This is a genomic window from Christiangramia sp., assembly GCF_029937855.1.
GTDB lineage: Bacteria > Bacteroidota > Bacteroidia > Flavobacteriales > Flavobacteriaceae > Christiangramia.
This window is the reverse complement of sequence record NZ_JAPYPC010000010.1, coordinates 12649-35442: the sequence shown is the minus strand read 5'-3', so window position 1 is coordinate 35442 and position 22794 is coordinate 12649. Positions and strand designations below refer to the sequence as shown.

At 35.3% G+C, this 22794-nt stretch carries 18 protein-coding genes; 15 read left to right on the top strand and 3 right to left on the bottom strand.

Going from position 1 to position 22794, the window contains the following annotated elements; translation table 11 throughout:
* Positions 1 to 377: 377 nt before the first annotated feature.
* The 3 genes from Q1K34_RS07405 to Q1K34_RS07395 all read right to left on the bottom strand — a co-directional run bounded on the left by Q1K34_RS07405 (position 378) and on the right by Q1K34_RS07395 (position 3204).
* Positions 378 to 1043 carry a response regulator gene (locus Q1K34_RS07405; protein ID WP_300436622.1) on the bottom strand — a complete coding sequence of 222 codons (666 nt, stop codon included), beginning with the start codon at positions 1041 to 1043 and terminating at the stop codon, positions 378 to 380.
* 9 nt (positions 1044 to 1052) lie between these two features.
* The gene (locus tag Q1K34_RS07400) at positions 1053 to 2978 is read right to left on the bottom strand and encodes an ATP-binding protein (protein WP_300436619.1); all 1926 of its coding nucleotides are present in this window, start codon (positions 2976 to 2978) and stop codon (positions 1053 to 1055) included.
* A 61-nt stretch (positions 2979 to 3039) separates the two neighbouring features.
* On the bottom strand, positions 3040 to 3204 hold the full coding sequence (locus Q1K34_RS07395) for a hypothetical protein (protein WP_300436617.1): 165 nt from the start codon (positions 3202 to 3204) through the stop codon (positions 3040 to 3042).
* A 272-nt stretch (positions 3205 to 3476) separates the two neighbouring features.
* On the opposite strand from Q1K34_RS07395, the gene Q1K34_RS07390 reads away from it, so the two are divergent.
* From Q1K34_RS07390 to Q1K34_RS07320, 15 genes are all read left to right on the top strand, one after another.
* A complete protein-coding gene (locus Q1K34_RS07390) occupies positions 3477 to 4124 on the top strand; it encodes a hypothetical protein (RefSeq protein ID WP_300436615.1) in 648 nt (215 codons plus the stop codon).
* A gap of 143 nt (positions 4125 to 4267) precedes the next feature.
* Entirely contained in the window at positions 4268 to 4669 is a 402-nt protein-coding gene (locus tag Q1K34_RS07385) for a hypothetical protein (RefSeq protein ID WP_300436612.1), read from the top strand.
* Between the two features lie 7 nt (positions 4670 to 4676).
* Entirely contained in the window at positions 4677 to 5936 is a 1260-nt protein-coding gene (locus Q1K34_RS07380) for an ABC transporter permease (RefSeq protein WP_300436609.1), read from the top strand.
* Positions 5937 to 5941: 5 nt separating this feature from the next.
* The gene (locus Q1K34_RS07375) at positions 5942 to 6874 is read left to right on the top strand and encodes a hypothetical protein (RefSeq protein WP_300436606.1); all 933 of its coding nucleotides are present in this window, start codon (positions 5942 to 5944) and stop codon (positions 6872 to 6874) included.
* Between the two features lie 191 nt (positions 6875 to 7065).
* On the top strand, positions 7066 to 7800 hold the full coding sequence (locus Q1K34_RS07370) for an endonuclease/exonuclease/phosphatase family protein (RefSeq protein ID WP_367183309.1): 735 nt from the start codon (positions 7066 to 7068) through the stop codon (positions 7798 to 7800).
* Between the two features lie 111 nt (positions 7801 to 7911).
* The gene (locus tag Q1K34_RS07365) at positions 7912 to 8085 is read left to right on the top strand and encodes a hypothetical protein (RefSeq protein WP_300436603.1); all 174 of its coding nucleotides are present in this window, start codon (positions 7912 to 7914) and stop codon (positions 8083 to 8085) included.
* A gap of 4 nt (positions 8086 to 8089) precedes the next feature.
* The gene (locus Q1K34_RS07360; RefSeq protein ID WP_300436599.1) at positions 8090 to 8380 is read left to right on the top strand and encodes a hypothetical protein; all 291 of its coding nucleotides are present in this window, start codon (positions 8090 to 8092) and stop codon (positions 8378 to 8380) included.
* Between the two features lie 251 nt (positions 8381 to 8631).
* Entirely contained in the window at positions 8632 to 10212 is a 1581-nt protein-coding gene (locus Q1K34_RS07355) for a class I SAM-dependent DNA methyltransferase (protein ID WP_300436596.1), read from the top strand.
* Positions 10209 to 11357, top strand: a complete 1149-nt coding sequence (locus Q1K34_RS07350) for a restriction endonuclease subunit S (protein WP_300436553.1) — start codon at positions 10209 to 10211, stop codon at positions 11355 to 11357. Before Q1K34_RS07355 ends, Q1K34_RS07350 begins: the two co-directional genes overlap by 4 nt.
* A 45-nt stretch (positions 11358 to 11402) precedes the next feature.
* Positions 11403 to 13205, top strand: a complete 1803-nt coding sequence (locus Q1K34_RS07345) for a DUF262 domain-containing protein (RefSeq protein ID WP_300436550.1) — start codon at positions 11403 to 11405, stop codon at positions 13203 to 13205.
* 7 nt (positions 13206 to 13212) lie between these two features.
* Positions 13213 to 15357 (top strand): DUF262 domain-containing protein, encoded by a 2145-nt coding sequence (locus Q1K34_RS07340; protein ID WP_300436548.1) that lies wholly within the window; start codon positions 13213 to 13215, stop codon positions 15355 to 15357.
* A gap of 3 nt (positions 15358 to 15360) precedes the next feature.
* A complete protein-coding gene (locus tag Q1K34_RS07335; RefSeq protein WP_300436545.1) occupies positions 15361 to 18555 on the top strand; it encodes a type I restriction endonuclease subunit R in 3195 nt (1064 codons plus the stop codon).
* 12 nt (positions 18556 to 18567) lie between these two features.
* Positions 18568 to 19773 (top strand): zinc ribbon domain-containing protein, encoded by a 1206-nt coding sequence (locus Q1K34_RS07330; protein WP_300436543.1) that lies wholly within the window; start codon positions 18568 to 18570, stop codon positions 19771 to 19773.
* Positions 19774 to 19793: 20 nt separating this feature from the next.
* Positions 19794 to 20660: a hypothetical protein gene (locus tag Q1K34_RS07325; RefSeq protein WP_300436541.1), complete on the top strand. Its 867-nt coding sequence runs from the start codon at positions 19794 to 19796 to the stop codon at positions 20658 to 20660.
* An 11-nt stretch (positions 20661 to 20671) separates the two neighbouring features.
* Positions 20672 to 22636, top strand: a complete 1965-nt coding sequence (locus tag Q1K34_RS07320) for a DUF2779 domain-containing protein (protein ID WP_300436539.1) — start codon at positions 20672 to 20674, stop codon at positions 22634 to 22636.
* Positions 22637 to 22794: the final 158 nt, after the last annotated feature.

The following is a 22794-nucleotide window of genomic DNA, read 5'->3' as shown; positions in this document are numbered from 1 at the left end:
ATTTATCTTTTTGGAATTAGCATTATTATAAAAACATAATTTCTATTCACTGAACATAAAATTCACAGTTCTGTAAAGAATATATCCATCTATTTTGCAGCTAAGGCTAAGAAATACAATACACGAAGTAATTCTGGAAAGTTAAAGGACAATACTAAAAATACATATAATTTTTAATATATCTGATTATTAGTTAGTTAAGCTTTATTTTTTTGAATGAAATTAAATTGTTTCCAAAAAAGATTTACTTGAGGTTAGTTTAATAAAAACTGAGAATATTGCAGAAGGACCAACCTGGTAAATGGATTTCACCTAAAAGGTTTTACCAAACCAGAGATGCATACTGGATAATATTATTTAAAAGATAATATAAGTATCTATATCAACTTCAAATCTTTCATAATGCCAATAAGATGCGGATTGGTATTGGCACTGAATTCTTCCCGGAGCTCTTTTAAACGCTTTTCGATAGCACTTTTACTACTAGGTTTTATATTCTGACTTTTCAATTCCTGCTCTATCTGATCCTGGGTAAAGCCATTGGCGAGATGCGTTACAATACTGATCTCGAAATCATTTAGAGTAAGCACATTGTTTTGTTTCAGGATTTTCTCAATAGAAGGTGAATTATAGGTTTCTCCATTATTCAAATGTAGAATTGCTTCCTTTAATTCTATGAGTCCGTGGCGATCTTTGCATACATACGCATCGATATTCCCAGATTCCCATAAATCTTTTACCATTTGTGGATGGTCTTCAATAGAATTCACGATAATTTTTAATCCAGGATCTTCCGATTTTAATGCGGCTATAAGCTCCTTACCCGATTTTAATTTTTCTTCGCGATGATCCTGTTTAAAGGAAAGATCACAAATAAGCAGATCGAAAGGCTTATGATCCTGGGCAGCTTTTTTAGCAAGAAGCCATGCTTTGTCGCAATATTGGGCATGAGCCACTTCCGCAATGTTAAGTTCATTTAAAATGGATGCCACAGCATGATTAATACTGTCCATATCTTCTGCCACTAAAACTTTTTTAAACATGCTGGAAAACTAAATGTTGATCTGGATTATAATTTTTACACCTTTACCAGGTTCAGTTTCAAATTTAAGTTTTCCTTTTATAGAAAAAATACGGTTTTCCATATTTTGAATTCCGTTGCCCGATTCCAGGCTTTCCTCAGAAACACCAACTCCGTTATCGGAATATTGGATATTTAGTAAATCATTTTCTTCAGAAAAAATGATCGCCACTAAACTGGCCTGGCTATGTTTATTCATATTGATCATCATCTCTTGTAGAACTCTATATAATATGATCTTTTTCTCAGTACTAAGTTTATTCCAATTGATGCTATCTTCTCCACGCAAAATTAGCCTTGTATTTTCTGAAACGGAAGAACTAAGTGTAGCAATTAAATGAGGCAGGTAGCTAATTCCCATGGGAATACTGCTATTTTCCCTGGAAATATTCCGGGTACGCTTATAAATATGATCCAGTTTATCCATGATATTATTTGGTGCAATTTCCTGCATTCCACTCATTACATTATAGACATCATTCGCCAGTTCATCGTGGATCTTTTTGGAAATCCTGGCTTCCGTTTTATAAACCTCCTGTAATTTTTCCCTTTTATGTTTTTGCCTGAAATAATAAAAACCAAAGCCGCTGCTTACCATTAGAAGGAGTCCGCCCAGAGAAACAATAATGATCTGATCTTGTAATTCTTTAGCCTCTATTTTTTGTTGTGCTGTTTCAGCTTCCAGAGTATCTATCTCACTCTGCTTCTGTTCCTCATCAAATTTGATCTTGGCAAAAGTATTTTTAGCTTTCAGATTTGCTTGCTGAAGGCTATCGTTCAAACTCATAAATCTATCGGTATATTGTTTTGCATTTTCTGCTGAAGAAAGTTTGATAATCCTTTTTAAAGCGTTTAGTTCTGAATTTGGACTGGCATTATCCTGAGCGGTTTCCCTCCACTTTATAGCATAATCTAAGGCTTTGGCAGGTTTGTTTTTTTCATAATAATTGGAAAGATGATTATAGCTGGAAGTTAAACCATCTAAATCCTTAAGCTGTAGTCTAATTTGCAAAGCCAATTCCAGGTCCTCTAAAATATCCTTTTCAGGATCCAATAGCCAGCTTGTATAGGCATGGTTGTCTATAAATCTTGCCCTGGATTCCTCATCAACCTGATCAGCTTTTGTCATAACATTTTCAAAAATGTTTAAAGCCTTTTGGAAATTTTCTTGCTCCACATATACCAATGCGATATTATTTAAATAGGAGAGACTATCTTTCATGGAATTGGAAAATCTCAATCCATTTTTATATTCCCTTATCGCATCTTCCTGAAAATTCCTATTGGCGTAAGAAATGGCGATAACATTATATGCGCTGCTTATAAATGAAGAGTCTTCTTTTTTAGGCAATAATTTGAGAGCGGTAGTCGCCGATTCCTGACTACCCAGATTATCCGCCATCCTGGCCTGTGCATTGGCCATTTCCAGACTTCTCTGGCCGGCTCTTAAACTATCACCGATACTCAAAAACTTTTCCCTGGAGTTATAGTAATTTTTAAAAGCATTTTCTGAATTATTTTGAAACCGGTAGCTATTGCCTTTTCGATAGTATCCCAATGCTTCAAAATAGGTGTTCTGATTGGTCTTTGCTCGCTGGATCATCATCTCAGAATAGACCATAGAACTGTCGTATTCTTTCAATCTATTATAGGAATGAATGATGCCATCCAGCAGATAGAATTCGATCGTATCATTTTCAATTTTCGCTGAATCAAGTCCATCCTTAAAGATGGAAAGCATTTTGGAAGGTTCTTTAGCTTCAAGACCTTTCTGAAAATAAGCTTCTCCGGAATCAGTTTTGATATCCGCCGGAGTATTTTCAGAGGTTTTATTACAGCTGGTTATGGCTGCTGAAAATATTAACAGCAGGATTGGAAGGTATCGGGGGGATCTCATTTAGCGAAAATAGAAAAAAGCCGCAAATTTTGCGGCTTTAAAAAATTAGATGATATATTTCTTAACCACCTATAGGATCTACTTCTGGATCTGTTTTGTCCTCATCTCCATCATTGGCATAATGATCTTGCGGGTTATCAACTACGTCTGCTAAACTCTCTTCGGTACAAGAAATAATGGACAAATTTGAAACGATAATTAATAGTAAAAGACTGATTCTTTTCATGACTTAGATTTTAAAATTGACATTAGATTGTTCCCCCGGATAATCCGGGATTTGAAAATTTTAGCTCTAATGGGAGCCGATGGGAAGTCATGATTTGATAATCCGGAAGTCACCTTCTTCCCTGTAGATTTTTCTGGTTTATCAATCACAGGACAAAGTAACTTTGAGAAGTATGGTCAGCGTTAGACACATGTTGGACAAGGTTTGGACAGTTTTGTCCAAGCGCTATGTCCAATGGAATTAATACTTTTACCTGTAGAATTTCCAGGAATATGACCCACCAAATAATTAATGCGGCTTTTAAAAAGGCAGAAAGAGAAACAGAAAAGGACTCTATCAATGCCAATGCAGAATTTTTGTCAGAATATATCTTTGAAAAATTCAGATATTCTATTTCTGTAAAATCGTTGACCCGATATTATAAAGCAGAGTCCTCTCCAAATCAGAAAGTGAGAAATTATCTAGCTCAATATTTGGGGTATGATAATTATGAAACTTATATAAAATGGAATTCCGGTACTGATAAAAAGAAGCAGGAAGAAAAAAAGAATAAGCTTTACTTTTCAAAGAGAGTGGGAATCTTTCTTTTAATCCTGATTTTAATCGTAGCAACATCAGGATATATAGGGTATATGAATGGTAAAGAAGAGTGTATGATCTGGAAAAATGATCATTATGAAAAAACAAACTGTACCGGCATTTCAGAAGAAAAGGTCTATAATCATTTTTTGCATGAGAATTTTAGTAAAGTTGATGTTTCCGATTCAACTACTTTTTTTAAAAATGGCAATCCCCTAATCTGGTATGATAAAAGCAATAATAAATTAGACTTCTTTACCGCACCGGGCATTCATCCTGTCAACGGGAAAACTTTAAAGCCTATTTCTGAATATATGATTGAAAAGTATATCAGAAAATAACTCGTATTAATTCTCAGTACACTAAAAAATTTTCATTTTACGGGAAACCGTAAGGATGTTTATTTGGAGGGTGTTAGTTTAGCCTTTAATGACTTATAGCAATCATAGGTCTAATTTTCACATTTCTAAATAGGAAATCAATTATGGAAACAACAAACATCCCTCTCCAGCTAAAAAGTCATTTTTTAAGACTCTACCAAATTGCCTTGTCCGATGAAAACTTTAATCATATGGAAATGCAACTGCTCTATAATTTTGCGGAAGAAAGAGGTGTCTCCAAAACGGATCTTGATTCTATCTTGACCGGTTCTATAGGCGAAGTAACAATCCCGGAAACACTTGAAGAACGAATCGAATATTTATATGATTTTGCACAAATGATCTGGGCTGATGAAAAGATCACCGAGGATGAAATGAATGCATTTAAAAAGTATTGTAAAAAATTTGAATTTCTTGATGAGAATGTAGAAGAATTAACGACATATCTGCTTGACAATGCCAAACAAAGAAATTCCTTGTCGAAAATACTAGAAGAACTTAATTAAAAATATCATGACCAGTCTAAAAAAATTAACGGTTTTAAAGAACTCTTCTAATAATTTTAAGGAAGTGAGCAATAGCACAGACCATGAAATGTCCTACCATAATCGTGGTTTTGGAAATTCGAAGGGAGCCCAGGGAAATGTTAGTAATTTAAAAGCATCGCTAAATGCTTTATTCCAATCTTATGAAAAAAAGTGTAAAGAAGCAGAAGAGGAGCAACAAAAATTAAAGCAACCCTACTTAACAGAAAAAAAGGGAAAAACAACAGCGCTGAATACAAAATTTGAAGATTTAGGTAAACTTGAAGGTCAGGTTGGGGTCTATGAAGAAAGAATTGAAAAACTCAAGCAAGATAAAATTAATATTAAACGACACCCTGAGAATTATGGGGTTGAAGTAGATTCAAGGGCAAGTGTAAAATTTTGGATAGGACTTAGTTTGATAATTCCATTAACGCTTTATATTTTCATTTTCTATATCTCAACTTCTTTCTCTGGTTTTTTCAGAACTTTTGATCCTTCAACAGATCTATTTGGAGGAATGTTTTATCCAAAAGCGTTATCTGAAGCCTGGGAAGCTGGAATTTTAGAATTTGGTTTTATAGTTTTCATTCCGTTTGTATTTTTTGGTCTAGGTTATCTTATTCATATGTTCCAACAAAAAAGCGGAATTATGAATTACTTTAAAATTGGAATGTTGTTTATAGTGACATTTTTATTTGATGCTATTCTAGCTTATCTAATTGAAGAAAAACTGTATGATCTCAATAAATCCTTAACGGATCCTCCATTTTCTGTTTCATATGCTCTAGAGAGTCCAGGTTTCTGGGTCATTATTTTCGCTGGATTTATCTCTTATATTATCTGGGGTCTAGTCTTTGATTTCATAATGCATGAACATGCCGACAGGGATAAAATTAAAATTCATATTTCCAGTTTCAATAAAGAAATACAGAACCAACAGAAATTAATTGAAAAACTCAATATACAAATTGATGCTATTAGAAATCAGATTCATGAACTTGAGGTAAGGATAAGTGAATTAGATTCCATCATTGAGGGATACATTTTTCCTATCAAAGATTACCAATATTTAGCTTCAAAGTATTTTGAAGGATGGATTTATTATATATCCTCAAACTTACCTATTGGACAAGAGCAAAAGAACAATTTATTAGAAAATTGTCATGAAGTATACGAAGGTCATCTTTTAGATCTAAATATTTCTAATGGTACCGCTCCAAATCAAATATTCAAAAAATCCTCCTAAACGAAATGAAAAATTTTAGTTTACTATTCGTGGCAATTATTTGCCTGTTATGGTCTTGTAAGAATGAGCCAAAAAATGAAAGCCAAAAGGATATTGCCACCGCTAATACTAAAGCATCAAATTCTGACTGTCCCGCTTACCTGGCTAAGGAAAAACAAAATAATTTAAATATTAGTGTATTGTTAGATCTTTCCGATAGAATTGAAGAATCTAAGACAATTGAGAAAGATACCGCATATCTTAAGAGTTTAGCAGATGCTTTCATTCAACATATTAATGGTAAAAAATCCGTTTTACTGGAAGATCGGATGCAATTATTCTTTAATCCTGAACCTTCGAGTAATGAAATTAATGAGATAGCCAACAAACTAAATATTGTCTTTACAAAAGATGCTTCTGTAAACCTTATTGAAGACACAAAGAATCTTTACGCTGAAGAACCCTTGAAACTATACAAATTAGCCCAAGCTGATGCCGATGGTAATAAAAAAAATTATCCTGGTTCAGACATTTGGAGATTCTTTAAAGATAATGTTAGAGACTATAGTATGGACGACTGTCATCGAAATGTTTTAGTGATCCTTACTGATGGCTATATGTTCTATGAAAACACTCAAATGACAGAGGAAAACAAGACTTCCTATCTTACCCCTAATAGCCTTAAAAAGCTTAATCTAGAATCGAGTAACTGGAAGAAGATCATGGAAGAAAAAGATATAGGTTTTATTCCTGCTAACCAGAATCTTGAAGATTTGGAGGTTTTGGTTATAGGTATTAATAGTTTAAACGATGAAAATCCTTATGCTCAAGATGTAATTCAGGTATACTGGAGTAAATGGTTTGAGGAAATGGGAATTGTGGAAGGTAATTACAAAATTAAAAATGCTGTGATTCCATCTAATATGGAAGGTATTATTATGAATTTTATTAATAAATAGATCGTCATAATTCTTGCGAAAGGCCTATCTGTATGGAATTTATTAATTACAGAGAAGTAAAAATCTATTGAAATCATCTTTCTAAGATTTAATTTCAGAATCCTGTGCTATTAATTCGTAACCTACTTCTTTTATTTTTCCTATTCGTCAGTGAGCTTATTTTTGCTCAGGTTAGGATATCATCATGGAATTTGCAAAATTTCGGAAAGACGAAATCAGAGTCTGAAATTAATTTTGTTGCAAATGTTTTGAACGAATTTGATGTGGTTGCATTGCAGGAAATCGTGGCTGGATCTGGAGGAATTCAGGCAGTTGCGAAACTGGCTGATGCTTTGAATAGGAAGGGGGCAAAATGGGAATACGTTGTAAGCGATCCAACACAAAGTACTCCTTATGCCAGTGAGCGTTACGCATACTTATGGAAACCTGGCAGGGTAGAAAAGACTGGTAATGGTTGGCTTGATCAGCATTTTAAAAATAAAATCGATAGGGAGCCATTTATGGCGGACTTTTGTTACGAGAATAAATCTTTTACATTGGTAAACTTTCATGCCATTCCTAAAAAGAAACAGCCAGAGACAGAGATTAAATACTTCAAATTCTTACCCAATATTTATCCCGAAAAGGACTTGATTTTTTTGGGTGATTTCAATGTTCCGCAAAACCATACAGTATTTAATCCCTTAAGGAAAGCTGGTTACCTCCCAATCCTGGTAAACCAGAAAACCACAATGAAAATGGAATGCAAGGGAAATGAATGTTTGGCCTCAGAATATGATAATATATTCTTCAATTCTAAGGATCTTAAACTCTTGGATTTCGGTGTGATATTGATTTATAAAAGTTTTCCTGATATGAAAGCAGTACGTCGTATTTCTGATCATATTCCTGTTTGGGCAGAATTTGAGTTTGCTTTGTCTCGTTAGGTTACTGCAATCAAATTAAAATTTCAATTTGAATATAACGGGTATTTGCGACACCGAATGTCGCCGCTCTATCATAAACTTGTATAATAACAAAAATCAATATGAGGAAGCTTGAATTCTATAATTCGTAATTCGAATTCAGAACATTTGAAGGAAGGGGTTTTTGGAGGTTATGAAATTCGGTTAAACATTTCTATTCCCGATGTCTTTCCGGCAAAATTGGATATTTATTCAGGAAAACTTACTGAAATTGGAGAAGTGGATTGGAAAATTATCAAAATTTAATTTTATGGAAGTATACAGAGAAAAACTAATCATGACCTATAAGGAACTTATCAGTTTTCATCAGGAATTGCTTACCCGAATCATCAATGTGGGTATGACCGGGGAAATGGAAGAGATCAATGAAATTTTTGAAAAAGATGACCAGTTTCAGTTCGATAAGGAAATGTTCCGAGGAACCAAAGATCAAAATCTGAATTTGCTATTGGAGCTACATGATAATCTGGAAGATACCATGAACAGCTTTGCAAATATCAATAATATCACCCAAAAAGAATTAGATGATTTTGAAGAATAAAAAATCCTTTTACCATCATGCTGAACTTGATTCAGCATCTGCTCCTGAGACCCTGAAATAAATTCAAGGAGATGCAGAGTTTTGACGGAAAATAGGATTTCTTATGGTTTTATTTTTTCAAAAAGGGAAAACCCCTTTTTCTTCTTTAAGAAAATCTTTAGATTTACTCCGCTGTCATTTAATCTTCCAACCTACCCTACTTCCGGAAGATTTAATGAAGCCTCGAAACCGATAATAACCTATTTACCTATATGACTTACGAACAACTCAAAGATCTTGAAAAGCAACTTTGGGATGCTGCAGATGATCTTCGAGCAAATTCAAAATTGACTGCTGCCGAATATAAAGATCCTTTATTGGGGCTGGTTCTGCTTCGTTTTGCACAGAACCGTTATGAAGAGGCAAAGATCTACATAGAAAATAAATTATCTGTAAATCCCAGAACAGGTAAAAAGCGGGAAGCTACCAAGGAAGATTTTTTGGGTGCCGGTGCAATAAGGCTGCCTGAAAAAGCACAATATGATTACCTGGCTAATCTTCCCAGCGATGTGAATATTGCTGAAAAGGTAAATGAAGCCATGAAACTGGTGGAAGCTGAATATCCTGATCTTGCCGGGATTCTTCCGAAAAATTACCAGGAAATGGACGAGGCTTTACTTCGTTCCCTGGTCCGGACATTTAATTCTGATGCTGTAAAAAAAGCATCCGGGGATGTGTTTGGAAGGATCTATGAATTCTTCCTTATGAAATTTTCCATGCAGGGCGCCGGTGCACAGGAAGGTGGTGAATTCTTTACGCCTCCATCACTGGTAAACCTTATTGTGAATTTTATTCAGCCAGATCATGGGATTATACATGATCCTGCCTGTGGTTCGGGTGGGATGTTTGTACAGTCTGCGCATTTTATCCAGGATCATGAGAACCGGAATGTGAACGAGGCGATCACGGTTTACGGGACCGAATATAAAAGCAATAACACCAAACTGGCTAAAATGAACCTTGCTATTCACGGGATTGAAGGCAAGATCATTAACGAGAATTCTTATTACAGCGACCCGCATCAACTAGTTGGGAAGTGTGATTTCGTAATGGCCAATCCGCCGTTTAATATGGATAAGATCGATGCCAAGAATAAGTTCCTGACAGAAGATAAGCGTTTGCCTTTTGGACCACCATTAACCGGAAAAGGAACGATCTCTAACGGAAACTATCTCTGGATACAGTATTTCCATTCGTATTTGAATAAAAACGGAAGAGCAGGTTTTGTTATGGCTTCTTCGGCTACCGATGCCGGACATGCTGAAAAACGCATTCGTGAACAGCTGGTGGAAAGTGGGGATGTGGATTGTATCGTGGCGGTTGGGAACAACTTCTTTTACACCAGGTCATTACCCTGCCACTTATGGTTCTTTGATAAAGGCAAGAAGAAGGGAAATAAAGATAAGATCCTGATGATCGATGCGCGTAATGTGTATCGAAAAGTAAGCAGTACGGTGAACGATTTTAGTCCAGACCAGATGGAAGGTTTAACCGCCATCATCCAGATGTATCGTGGAGGACAACCTGTAATTAGTGAAGATAACAAATGGTTTAAAGAACATTTCCCAGAAGGGAATTATGAAGATTTGGAAGGCCTGTGCAAAATAGTAGACCTAGAAGAAGTAAGAGAGCAGGATTATAGTCTAACTCCCGGCCGGTATGTTGGCGTAAGTATTGAAATAGATCATGAATTCGATTACCTGGGACGAATTTCAGAGATCAATACAGAATTGGCTCAGTTAAATAATGAGGCTCACAAATTGATGAATAAGATTCAATCCACTAAAATATGACAGGTAGTTGGAAGGAATATAATATGGGAGAACTAGTCTCTTTAAGACAAGGATTTGCGGTTAATAAAAAAAGTAATCATCACATTTCAGAAACTAGAACTGAATTTCCTTTGTTGAAAATATCTGATTTATTGAATGGTACTGAAACTTTGTTCGTAAAGAGATCCATTCCCTCTCAATTTTTGGTAGAACCACATGAAATTATTTACAGTAGAACTGGTCAGGTGGGTTATGCTTTTATAGGCCGAAAGGGTGTGGTTTATAATAACTGTTTTAGGGTTACCCCTAATGAAAAAATTGATTCAGTTTTTTTATATCATTTACTGAATTCTGAACCTGTAAGAGAGTTAGCTAAAGTACTAGCTACGGGTTCAGCGCAACCAGATTTAAATCATGGAGCATTTAAAAGTATAAAAGTTACAATTCCGCCAAAATCAACTCAGCAAAAAATCGCCTCCATACTTACAGCTTATGATGACCTGATCGAAAATAATTTAAAGCGCATCAAACTGCTGGAGGAAAAGGCTCAGCTTACCTATGAAGAGTGGTTTGTAAGCATGAAATTCCCGGGTCATGAGTCGGTCGAGATCGATAAAGAAACCGGTTTGCCGGAGGGGTGGAAAAAAGTGAAATTGGAAGATGTATTAACCTTAAATTATGGAAAGGCATTAAAAGCATCTAATAGAATTCAAGGTTACTATTCGGTTTATGGTTCTTCAGGAATTGTTGGGTCACATAATGAGTTTTTAATAAATGGACCTGGAGTAATAGTCGGCAGGAAAGGAAATGTTGGTTCAGTTTTCTGGGCTGATGACAGTTTTTATGCCATTGATACTGTTTATTATGTTACTTCAGAGCTTAGCTTGTACTATTGCTATTTTTATTTGAAGGGAGAAAGTTTTGTTAACAATGATGCAGCAGTTCCAGGCTTGAGTCGAAAAGCGGCCTACTTGAAAAATGCTATAAAACCATCTTCTATAGTAATCGACAAATTCGAAATAGAAATACAAAAGTTCTTCGATCTAGTTAGAAACCTGAAAAAGCAAAACCAACTTCTAAAAGAAGCCCGTGATATTTTATTACCCAGGTTAATGACTGGGATGATCGATGTGGAGAATTTGGACCTGCAAGAAATTAAAGAGTAGCCTATAGTTTGAATAAGATTACAATTAAACCCGAAAAACTAACCAATGAGTGAATTATTACATAATGTCAAAGCTATCTTTTCTCAAGATGCAGGCTTTTTAGTAGACCATGAAAAAAGCTATTATAATATACCTTTTTATCAACGAGGTTATAAATGGACTACTAAGCAAGTAAAAAAACTGCTCGAAGATATTGATAGGTTTGTACCAACTACAGGAAAATTCTATTGTGTCCAAAATATTACAGTAGTTCCTAAATCTGACTTTTTTAATGTTGTGGATGGTCAACAAAGATTAACCACAATGACTATAATTTTATCTTGCTTAGGGCGAAAAGATTTAGTTAGAAGGAAAGTGAAATTTCCAAAAAACTCAATTCGAGAAAAAACTAATGAGTTTATAGATAAGTTCATAACTGATGGACAGGAATTATATCAAGGTGAATATAAGAATTGGGAAAAATTAATTTCAGATCATCCTGATTATGATCATCAGGACATATATTTTATCCATCAGGCAGCTATAGCTGTTTTTGATTGGTTCGTGGATAGAGAGGATAAGCAGGAATTTGTTGAAAAGCTTTTACATCACGTAAAATTTATCACGAATTATATTGAAGGAGATAATGAAGAAAGAATTTTTGGAAATTTAAATTCAAAAAGAATTTACCTGGATGGTGCCGATCTTGTTAGAGCTATTTTAATCACTAGGGTAACAAACGAGGAAAGTCGTAGAGAAAATGATTTAAAATCGATTGTACGTATAAATGAGCGAAGAGTAAGAATAGGTTGGCAATTAGATGAGATAAATCAGTGGTGGAGTGATCCTAATGTCAGGGAATATTTTGATCCATGGTTAGCTATTAAATGGTCTGGAGATATAGTTTTTAATAAAGATAAATATCCAATAAATCGACTATTAACTCTATTGGCGGAAAGTGAAGGTCATGATGCTTTGACACTTGAGTTTATAGAGAATTACGAAAATGCTTTAGAGCTTTATAAGAAATTAAACAGGTTGCATGAAACTCTAAAGGATTGGTATTATGATAAAGAACTTTATCATTACTTAGGTTTTTTATTCGCTCAAAAAAGCAACCGAAGTGAATTTAGTTTTAACGAGGTCTGGGATACTTGGATTAATAATTCTGATTCGAGAAAAGCTTTTAAACTTCATCTTTTAGGATTGATAAAACAGGAAATTTTCGGTAAAAGCACCCTGAATGAATTATTCAAATCTGATAAAAATTGGTATGGAGGTGATAATAAAACTCTAGTCCAAATATTACTAATGCTCGATATAATTGAAGGAAATAAAGAATATAAAGATAAACTGCGAAGTCATGCTTTTTCAAAAAAAGGAAATGATATTGAGCATATTTTTCCTCAAAAACCACAAGGATTTGAAAAGAAAGAGGAAATAGAAGGTTTCATTAATTTCTTGGTTAAGTATGATGAAGAATTAAAGGATCATGAAATCCTTGATCGATTCGAGAGCGAATATGATGATCCATTATATCAGGAAGAACTTAACGAGTTTTTGGATGAATATATTGAAGATATTCCTATTCACTCAATAGGAAACTTAGTTTTATTATATGATTCATTGAACCGAAGCATCAGAAATAATCCCTATGCATATAAAAGAAAGAGAATATTAGATTTTTTCAATAAAGGGAATTATATCCAGCCTCACACCTTAAAGGTCTTTGCCCGTTATTTTCAGGACGGCTCATCAAATGGTTTTGATTTAGAACATTGGACTAGAGAAGATATTGCTTCCAATGAGGAACACATAAAGAAAACATTGTATAATTATTTTAAAGTATTAGATCAGGATGAAAACTAATAAATTCATGAAAGAAGTTTCTGTTGAGGAACTTTTCGATAACTATAATTTTTTTGTTCCTGAGATACAACGTGAATATGTGTGGGGACATAACTATAGAGAAATCTTAGATATATTTTTCAATGACCTTAAAGAAGCTAAAAGCAATAGTTCAGCTACATCTCAAAATCAACAAAAAATAAGTGAGCTTGCACAGAAAGGTGAGTATGATAAAATAAAGGAACTTCTTGGTCAGATGGAGGATAGCCACCCAATGAATATTGGGTTTTTATACTCTTATGAACCTAATTATCGTATGGACATATTTCCAGATAGTGAAATCTACCATGACGTATATTTAATTGACGGGCAACAGCGGTTAACTACATTATTTTTAATGCTCTTTTATTTATCGATAAAAGAAAATAAAAAGGATGAATTTATCCAAATGTTTAGATTTAATAAGGAATTAGAGACAATTGCTTTTGATTATCGGGTCCGTAATTTAACACACAGGTTTATTATTGATTCAATAAGTAATATTTCAACCTTGGACGATTTTAAAGAGGTTGATTTAAAAACCTGGTATCTTCAGGAATACGCCAATGATCCTACTGTTCAGGCGGTATTAAAAGCTTTTAGGAAAATTGATTTTCATTTTCGAAATGAAGAAACCGGATTCTTTGAATTTCTTAAAGATAAAGTCAAATTCTGGCATTTTAAAACTGAGAAAACAGATCAAGGTGAAGAATTATACATCACCATGAATTCTAGAGGAAAGCAACTTGAGGAAAACGAAACAGTTCGAGCAAAGTTTTTTGAAAGTATAGATGATGAAAAAGAGCTTTTAAAATGGAGTGCGAAGTGGGAAGAATGGCAAGATTTTTTTTGGATTCATAGGGATAAATCCAATTCGTTAAATAGTGCAGACCAAGGATTTAATGAATTTTTAAAATCTATAGCAGGACTCCAAAGCTTAAAATTGGAATCAGGGGAATATTTAGAAGTGTCTGATAATATACCAAGTTCCAAGCTCCTAAAGTTTTTGTCACTTGATATTATCAACGACTATTTTGAAGCTCTCCAATACCTTTATTTAAAAAAGGATGAATTCATTGCTTATTTTGAATATAGCGAGTGGATAGAAAGCTGTTTCGATTTTATCAATGAAATATTGTTTAGATCAGAAACTAATTGGTTTATTAATCCCCAGGATGATCTTAGGGCACGAGAGAGGAGACGTATGGTATTTTTCTGGTCTATTCTTGAATACTTGCAATTTAAAAAGCAGAATCAGGATGATTGGGATTTATTAGAAGTTTTCCGTTTAGTAAGAGTTTATTGGTTAAGATATAATAATTATGATAGGAAAGTTAACAATATTATTGAACGAATAACTTATGCTGCGGAATTTGGTGTGTGGAATCAAAATGACACCAACGATGAAGAAAAGAGACATAATTTTTTACAGAATCTGAACTCAGAAACCATATTTAAATTTGAAAGTTCAATATGGAAGATTGAAGATCATCCATTGAATCTAAATGGGTATCAAGTGCAAAATATTAATATTACTCACCTTGTGGATTTTGATTCGAAGTTAACACTTAAGTCCTTAGAAAAGGTAAATGATAAATTTAGATCCTTATTCGGATCTTCATCTACTCCATCTTCAGATTTAAATACTATTCTCTTGTTTTATGGATGGTATGCGAATAAGGTATCACCATATTACTATAGTAATTGGGATTTTCGTAATTGGAGGAGAATTGTCAGAGACTTTGACTCAAAGAAAAAAGTTTTTAAAAGTTTCTTCGATGAATATAATAAAGAAGACCTAACAGAAATCCTTAAGCAAAAACAAGATGAGTTTCTTGAAATTCATTCAGATGAAATAGCCAATTGTAAGGACTTAGCTCCATTTACCGAATTGATTGATATTTTAAGAGTTTATTCTATTCTCATTCCTAAAATGTGGAAGCACGGAAGGTTTATTGCAGATTATGAGCCGACTGTAATAGATCGTCTTTGTGAAGGTGAGAAGACTGTTCTTTATAATACTAAAGGAAATTTTAGAGGATACGGAAACGGCCAGTTATGGTACATGTGTAAGGATGCTAATGATGATAACCCAATTGGAAAGCTCAAGGAAAAAGTAAATGAATTGGTATAAAAAATGAGCTACGAATACTCAGAAGACACTTTAATAGAACAGGCCACCCAGGATACCCTGGAAGATTTAGGTTGGTGCGTTACTACCGCATGGAGAAATGAAACCTTAGGTAAAGAAGGTCTTCTGGGTAGGGAAGATAAGACTGAGATCATTCTAAAGGGCAAATTGGAGCAGGCCTTAAAGAGCTTTAATCCCGGTTTGCCTCAGCAGGCTTATGACCAGGCTATTGAAATCATAGATCAGCGTGAGGCAGACAAGAAACTTGCCCGGATCAATAAGGAGAAGTACGAGCTGTTTAAAAACGGGGTGCCGGTTTCTTTTACTAACGATAAGAATGAAGTTGTAAAGAAGAAACTAAAAGTTTTCGATTTCAGGGATTACCATAACAATGATTTCCTGGCGGTAAGACAATTTGAGATTTTCGGCCAGCATTATAATCGCAGGCCTGATGTCATTGGATTTGTAAATGGGATTCCTCTAATATTTATAGAACTAAAAGCGCATCATACAGATCTTCGTCACGCTTACGATGATAATTTAAAGGATTATAAAGAAGCGATCCCGGAGCTCTTCCATTCCAATGCTTTTATCATATTGAGTAATGGTACAGATTCAAAGGTTGGAACCATTACCAGTCCTTATAAATATTTCCTGGACTGGAAACGGATTGAAGAAGAGGAAGAAGGTCTGGTTAGTTTAGATACCATGCTTAAAGGAACCTGTGCACCTCATAGGTTTATGGATATTTTTGAGAACTTTCTTCTATACGATAATGCAGGAGGAGAAGTAGCTAAATTAATGGCTAAAAACCATCAGTACCTTGGGGTAAATAAGGTAATGGAAAATGCCAGGAATATAGATGACCTTAAGGGCAAACTCGGGGTTTTTTGGCATACCCAGGGAAGTGGGAAATCCTATTCGATGGTGTTTCTTAGTGAAAAAATCCATCGGAAATTCGGAGGTTCTTATACCTTTTTAATCGTGCTGGATAGAACCGAACTCCAGAACCAGATCTATGATACTTTTTCAGGCGTTGGCGCGGTAAACAATAAAAATTTTATTGCGGGTAATAAAAAAGGCATGACCGGGCGGGAACATTTAAGGGAACTGCTGGCAGAAAACCATAAATATGTCTTCACCCTAATTCATAAATTCTCGATCGATCCTAAACAGGAATTAGAATATCCATTAATTACAGAACGCAAGAATATCATAGTGATTTCAGATGAAGCGCATAGAACACAAGCCGGAACATATGCCAGGAATATGCGTTATCATGGAATTCCGAATGCTTCGTACCTAGGATTTACCGGTACCCCGATTATTAAGGAAGAAGAAGAAATTACAAAGAATATTTTTGGGGATTATGTTTCTATCTATGATTTCAAGAGAGCGATCGAGGATGAAGCGACACTTCCATTACTATATCTGAATAGGGGCGAGAAGCTTAATATTGAGAATCCTGAATTGGATGAACAAATGGCGGAGGTTTTTGAAAATGAAGACCTGGATGAAGATCAGAAGAAGAAATTAGAATACCTGTTTAAAAAGGATTACCCGGTTCTAACCGCCGAACCAAGGTTGAGAACCATCGCAAAAGATTTGGTCTGGCATTTTAATGAAAGGGGATATCAGGGTAAAGCAATGTTTGTCGCGTTGGATAAGCCTACGGCAGTTAGAATGTTTGATTATGTAAAGGAATACTGGCCGGAATATTTATTGGAACTTGAGAAAAGAATTCAGGATTGCGAGGATATTCAGGAAGAACGTGAACTCAGAAGAAAATATCAGAAGGTAAGTGAAACTGAAGTTTGCGTTGTGGTAAGCGGAGAGCAGAACGAGATCGATAAATTCAGAAAGCTAGGGCTCGATATTGGTACGCATCGCCAGAAAATGGTGGAGCGTAACCTCGAAAAAGAGTTTAAAGATTCAGAAAACCCATTCAGATTAGCAATTGTTTGCGCGATGTGGATTACCGGTTTTGATGCCCAGTGTGTTTCTACCGTTTACCTGGATAAACCCATAAAAGGTCACACCTTAATGCAAACCATTGCCCGGGCAAACCGTGTTTATGATGATGAGAAAGAGAATGGTTTAATTGTAGATTACGGAAATGTATATAAACAATTAGAAAAGGCTTATTCAGTTTATGGAGAAGGTGTGAAGTCGCAACCTGACGGAGTTAAGAATGGTTCCGAGAAACCAGTTGAATTAGTAAAAGAACAGGAAGGTGAATTGCGTGAAGCAATTGAAGAAACTGAAAACTATCTAAAAGAATTAGGTTTCGATCTATGCAGTATGATGGATGTAAAACCAATGGAGAAAATTGGTCTTTTAAACCAGGCTACTGAAAAAATAAACCTTAATGAAACCTCCAGGGCTTCTTTTGAAGTGATGGCGAGAAATGTTTTTAGAAAGTATAAATCCTTATTTCCGGATGATGTGGTGAAACCATACATCAAAAAGTATAATGCGATAGATGCCATTTATTCGGCTTTAAATCAAAAGGTGAAATCTGCTGATGTTTCGGAGATCATTAAAGAACTTCAGTCTATTGTAAGCGATAGTATTTTGGTTCAGGAAAACGGAATGGTCCAAGAAGAGGATGTGTATGTGGATTTATCCAGCCTCGACTTTGATAAATTGAAACAAGCATTTTCCAGGTCAAAAAAGAAAAATTCCATCGTCTATAATTTGCAGGAAGCAGTAGAGAAGAAAGTGCAGCAAATGATTCAGGATAATCCTTTGCGATTGGAATTCTATGATCGTTATAAAGAGGTCATAGACGAATATAACAGAGGAAAGAGTTATGAAGATACGATAAAAGCTTTTGAGAGGCTGAATGAGTTTATACGTGATCTTGATTTTGAAGATAAACGGGCAATGCGTGAAAGTGTAGATCAGGATACTTTAGCGATTTTTGATTTACTTAAGGAAGGAAAGAAATTAGGTGATCAAGAACTCAAATCTATCAAAAAGATTGCTGTAGAAACCTTAGCTACTCTAAAGGAAGAGAAACTGAAAATTGATAGATGGAGAGAGAGCCGGATGCTGAGGTCGCAAATCAAAACGCTGATTTACGAGAAGCTTCTTTATCTGCCTGAAGATTCATATTCTGATGCTGAAGTAGGACAGAGGGCCGCGGATGTCTATCAGCATATATATACTATGAATAAAAGGCAGTCTATGAATTACTAACTAAAAAATAATATGAGCGTTATCCAGGTTGTAGCGGCTCTGGGAATGATCCCATTGTTTGCCTCAAGAACTTTTTTACCCGCCTTTCTAACAGGTATTTTTCTAACCTATCCAAATCTCTTTCCTGGAATGGAAGGGGTTGATACAGTTTCCGATGGAAACATGTTAACAAAAACGTGGGTACTGGTTACTTTGGGTATTCTATCATTTTTCGAAATTTTAGCAGATAAAAATCCGGATATACGTTCTCTAATGAATAATGCGGTGACTTATTTTAAACCGGCTAGTTATTTGCTTGTAAGTCTTGGTTTGATTGATAATAGTTCTTTGCAAATTCTGAACGAAGTACAGTTGGCAGGCTTTGATCCCATGTGGATCCTTTTCGCTTTTGGAATGTTAGCTGTGCACTGGTTAGCCTCGCTAAGGAGGGATTTTATAGAATTTCTTGAAGACATAGATGAAGATGATAATCTTTTTATAGGAAAGATTATAAGCTGGATGGAAGATAGTATGGTCTTCTTCGGTTTTATTCTACTTATCTGGTCAGGAATCCTCATGGTGATCCTGTATGCAGGGCTGATTGCTCTTTTTGTTTATATACGCAAACGACAGGAAAAGAAACTGGAAGAACAAGAGGTGGAATGTAGTCATTGTGGTGAGCGAAATATGCCCTTTGCTATTAAATGCTTTAATTGCGGAACCAAACAATCACGGGTGCATCAAATTGGGATCTTCGGGCAAAAGAAAGACGGCCTTATATCCAATGTAAAAGAGCATCAGATTAATCTTATTTCCCATAGAAAATGTCCAAGTTGTGGTAATAAATTACAGAGTAGGGAAGTATTTCAAAAATGTGAATATTGCGAAGAGAAGCTTTTTAATGAACCATCACTTAAAACATTTACGAGAAGTATAGATAAGAAATTCTATAAGATAGCGGGAATTTCTTTTTTACTCGGTTTTATACCTATAGTTGGATTCGTAATCAGTGCAGTAATGGCGAATATTTACCTATTCTCACCTTACAGAAAGTATATTCCTAAGGGCGGCTCGTTTATAACAAAAATGTTTATTAAGTTCCTTACCCTTCTTTTTTTCATATTTGGAGTGGCTTTTGGATTTATAGCGGCTCCGGTTTATTGTATAATACGTTATTATATATGGAAAGAGAGGTTTAAATCGCAAATTCCTGCTCGATCAGAATTAAAAGTATCATAATCATCAAAATATATTATTGAATGAAGTTTGTTTCAACTACAGCATTAGCTAAAAAAAATGATTTGGAACCGAATGAGCTTTTCAGACTATTAACTGAAAAGCAGTGGATTTATAAAAAAGACGGAAATTGGAACCTAACCAAAAATGGAAGGATCGCTGGAGGGGACGTAAAGTATAATCCAAAGTTTGGAGAGTATGTGGTATGGCCTGAGAGTCTAAATTTTAATAAAAGTGTAAGTTCAACTAACACTGTGAATGCTACAAAAATTGGAGAGCATTTTAATATATCGAATAGGAAGGTCAATCTTTATCTCTCAGAATTAGGATGGATTGAAAAAGGCAAAGGAGGTTGGATTTCAACTAATTCTGGTATTAGAAATGGAGCCAAGCAAATGGAAGCTCGAAACGGAAAGCCTTATATCATTTGGGACGAAAGTGTCTTAACAAATAAGCATTTGATTAGAGAAATTAAGGAAAGTCAGGGAGATACAACTATTCAGGAAGAAGATCACGAACAAGAAAGTCTGGATGATTTTAGAGTTAAATTTCCTGCAAATTTAAGAACTCCAGATGGCCACTACGTTAGAAGTAGAGCAGAATTACTAATTGATGATTTTCTTTACAAAAATGGAATTGTGCATGCATACGAGAGAAAATTAAATATAGATGAGGATATGTACTGCGATTTCTATATTCCCTCTGAAAAGTTATACATTGAATATTGGGGACTTGAAGAGAATGAAAGATATGCTCGACGTAAAAAGGTAAAACAGGAAATTTATAACAAATATAATATCAACTTAATCGAACTAAATGACGATGATATAACTAATCTTGACGAGAGGCTAGCAGCGAAGCTTCGAAGATTTAATATAATCGTGGATTAATTTAAAAAGAAATGTCCCACCGCCTCCTCACCAAATCCCGATTTAAATTGGCATTAGAATGTCCTAATAAGCTCTATTATACCAAAAAGCCTGAGTACGCTAATCAGCAATTGGAAGATACTTTTTTGCAGGAGCTGGCTGAGGGCGGATTCCAGGTGGAGGAGCTGGCCCGGCTGGAATATCCCGAAGGCATACTTATAGAAGATAACGACTGGAATTATGAGCTGTTGGTGGAGCAAACAAATGAGCTGCTGCAACGTGAAAATGTTGTGATTTTTGAGGCGGCTTTTAAGTTTGATAATCTTTTTATCAGGACTGATATTCTGGTAAAACGAGGCAGTAATATTCAGCTTATTGAAGTAAAAGCGAAATCCTTCGATCCTGAGGATGAATATTTGCTGATCGGAAAAAGGGGAGGTATAGCAGGCGGCTGGAAACCTTATTTATTCGATGTTGCTTTTCAGCGTTATGTAATTCAGAAATGCCACCCGGATTGGAAAATAAAATCCTATTTAAAACTGGCCGATAAAAGTAAGGTCGCTCAGATCGATGGCCTGAACCAGTTATTCCGCATCTCTAAACAGGCAAATAATCGAACCGGAATTATAAGAAAAGTGGATAGCCCTCATGAAATCGGAGAAACAGTTTTAGGAAACGTACCGGTTGATGAAATTCTCGATGATATCGAAGCAGGGAAACACCGGATCTATGAAGAGCTGGGTTTTGAAGAATCCATCAAAGTTTTTGGAGATTATTACCATAGAGATCAATATTTCAGTTACCCGGTTTCCTGGACCTGTAAATCCTGTGAATTCAGAGCCACTCCGGAGCAGGAAGCAGAGGGATTAAAATCGGGATTTGAAGAATGTTTTCAGAAACAATTAGGCTGGAAACCGGCCGATTTTGAAAAACCGAATACTTTCAGCTTGTGGAACTTCAGGCGCGGAAGTAAACTTTTCGAAGAAGGCAAAATACACCTCGAGCTATTGGATCAGGATGATATCGGGTTAAAAGAAAAGCCGGATAAATTTTCAGGTTCCCACCGGCAGTGGGTTCAATTGGAAAAAAGCCTTAATAAGGATTATACGGTACTGCTTTTTAAAGACGATCTTAAAAGAGAGATGGCCACCTGGAAATTTCCTCTGAATTTTATCGATTTTGAAACTTCCATGAGTGCTTTGCCATTCAATAAGGGCAGAAGGCCGTATGAGCAAGTTGCCTTTCAATTTTCACATCATACTGTTGAGATAAACGGCGAGATAAAACACGCTTCCCAGTACATCAATTTCGAGGCCGGTAAATTTCCCAATTTTGAATTTATCAGAAATCTGAAGAATGCTTTATCCAAAAATTCCGGAAGCATATTTAGATATTCACACCATGAGAATTCTGTTCTCAACCAGATCTATGTTCAGTTATGTGAATCTTCAGAACCTGATAAAGAAGAACTGAAAGAATTCATCAGGACCATAACCAGCTCAACCGGCGGCAGTGCCGAGAACTGGACCGGGGAAAGAAATATGATCGATCTCTGCGAAGTCGTCAAAGACTATTATTATAATCTTCATATGGGCGGCTCAAACAGTATAAAGAACGTTTTGCCGGCATCATTAAAAACTTCCGCATTTCTACAGGCTAAATATTCAAGCCCTATTGGTGAATTAAAGCTTACCTCACTGAATTTCTTCGAAGATCATATCTGGCTTCAGCATAAAGATGGTGAAATCCAGAGTCCGTATAAAACCTTACCTCCATTATTTGAAGATTGGGATGAAGCGCAGTTAGATGCCACCATTTCAGACATGGAAAATATCGCTGATGGAGGAGCCGCACTTACTGCTTATGGGAAACTGCAGTATAGCGATATGCCGGAAGAGGAACGCCTGGAAATCAAAAATTCCCTACTTAAATATTGCGAGCTGGATACCCTGGCTATGGTGATGATCTATGAGCATCTAAAAGAATTGATTCAGTAACTTTTCTTTATTTACGACATCTTCTGTCTCTCTTCATTTCTATTCTTGTAGAAATTGATGATGAATATATTAATCCTTAAGAAATGGATTTCGAAGAAATACTGGATTTCCGTAATCAGGAAAGCTTTCAAAAAAATAGAATTTCACCCCGCACCTAA

Bases quoted from the DNA above. Each gene is read 5' to 3' on its own strand.
- Q1K34_RS07405 (WP_300436622.1), bottom strand. From the start codon at position 1,043: ATGTTTAAAAAAGTTTTAGTGGCAGAAGATATGGACAGTATTAATCAT.
- Q1K34_RS07400 (WP_300436619.1), bottom strand. From the start codon at position 2,978: ATGAGATCCCCCCGATACCTTCCAATCCTGCTGTTAATATTTTCAGCA.
- Q1K34_RS07395 (WP_300436617.1), bottom strand. From the start codon at position 3,204: ATGAAAAGAATCAGTCTTTTACTATTAATTATCGTTTCAAATTTGTCC.
- Q1K34_RS07390 (WP_300436615.1), top strand. From the start codon at position 3,477: ATGACCCACCAAATAATTAATGCGGCTTTTAAAAAGGCAGAAAGAGAA.
- Q1K34_RS07385 (WP_300436612.1), top strand. From the start codon at position 4,268: ATGGAAACAACAAACATCCCTCTCCAGCTAAAAAGTCATTTTTTAAGA.
- Q1K34_RS07380 (WP_300436609.1), top strand. From the start codon at position 4,677: ATGACCAGTCTAAAAAAATTAACGGTTTTAAAGAACTCTTCTAATAAT.
- Q1K34_RS07375 (WP_300436606.1), top strand. From the start codon at position 5,942: ATGAAAAATTTTAGTTTACTATTCGTGGCAATTATTTGCCTGTTATGG.
- Q1K34_RS07360 (WP_300436599.1), top strand. From the start codon at position 8,090: ATGGAAGTATACAGAGAAAAACTAATCATGACCTATAAGGAACTTATC.
- Q1K34_RS07355 (WP_300436596.1), top strand. From the start codon at position 8,632: ATGACTTACGAACAACTCAAAGATCTTGAAAAGCAACTTTGGGATGCT.
- Q1K34_RS07350 (WP_300436553.1), top strand. From the start codon at position 10,209: ATGACAGGTAGTTGGAAGGAATATAATATGGGAGAACTAGTCTCTTTA.
- Q1K34_RS07345 (WP_300436550.1), top strand. From the start codon at position 11,403: ATGAGTGAATTATTACATAATGTCAAAGCTATCTTTTCTCAAGATGCA.
- Q1K34_RS07340 (WP_300436548.1), top strand. From the start codon at position 13,213: ATGAAAGAAGTTTCTGTTGAGGAACTTTTCGATAACTATAATTTTTTT.
- Q1K34_RS07335 (WP_300436545.1), top strand. From the start codon at position 15,361: ATGAGCTACGAATACTCAGAAGACACTTTAATAGAACAGGCCACCCAG.
- Q1K34_RS07330 (WP_300436543.1), top strand. From the start codon at position 18,568: ATGAGCGTTATCCAGGTTGTAGCGGCTCTGGGAATGATCCCATTGTTT.
- Q1K34_RS07325 (WP_300436541.1), top strand. From the start codon at position 19,794: ATGAAGTTTGTTTCAACTACAGCATTAGCTAAAAAAAATGATTTGGAA.
- Q1K34_RS07320 (WP_300436539.1), top strand. From the start codon at position 20,672: ATGTCCCACCGCCTCCTCACCAAATCCCGATTTAAATTGGCATTAGAA.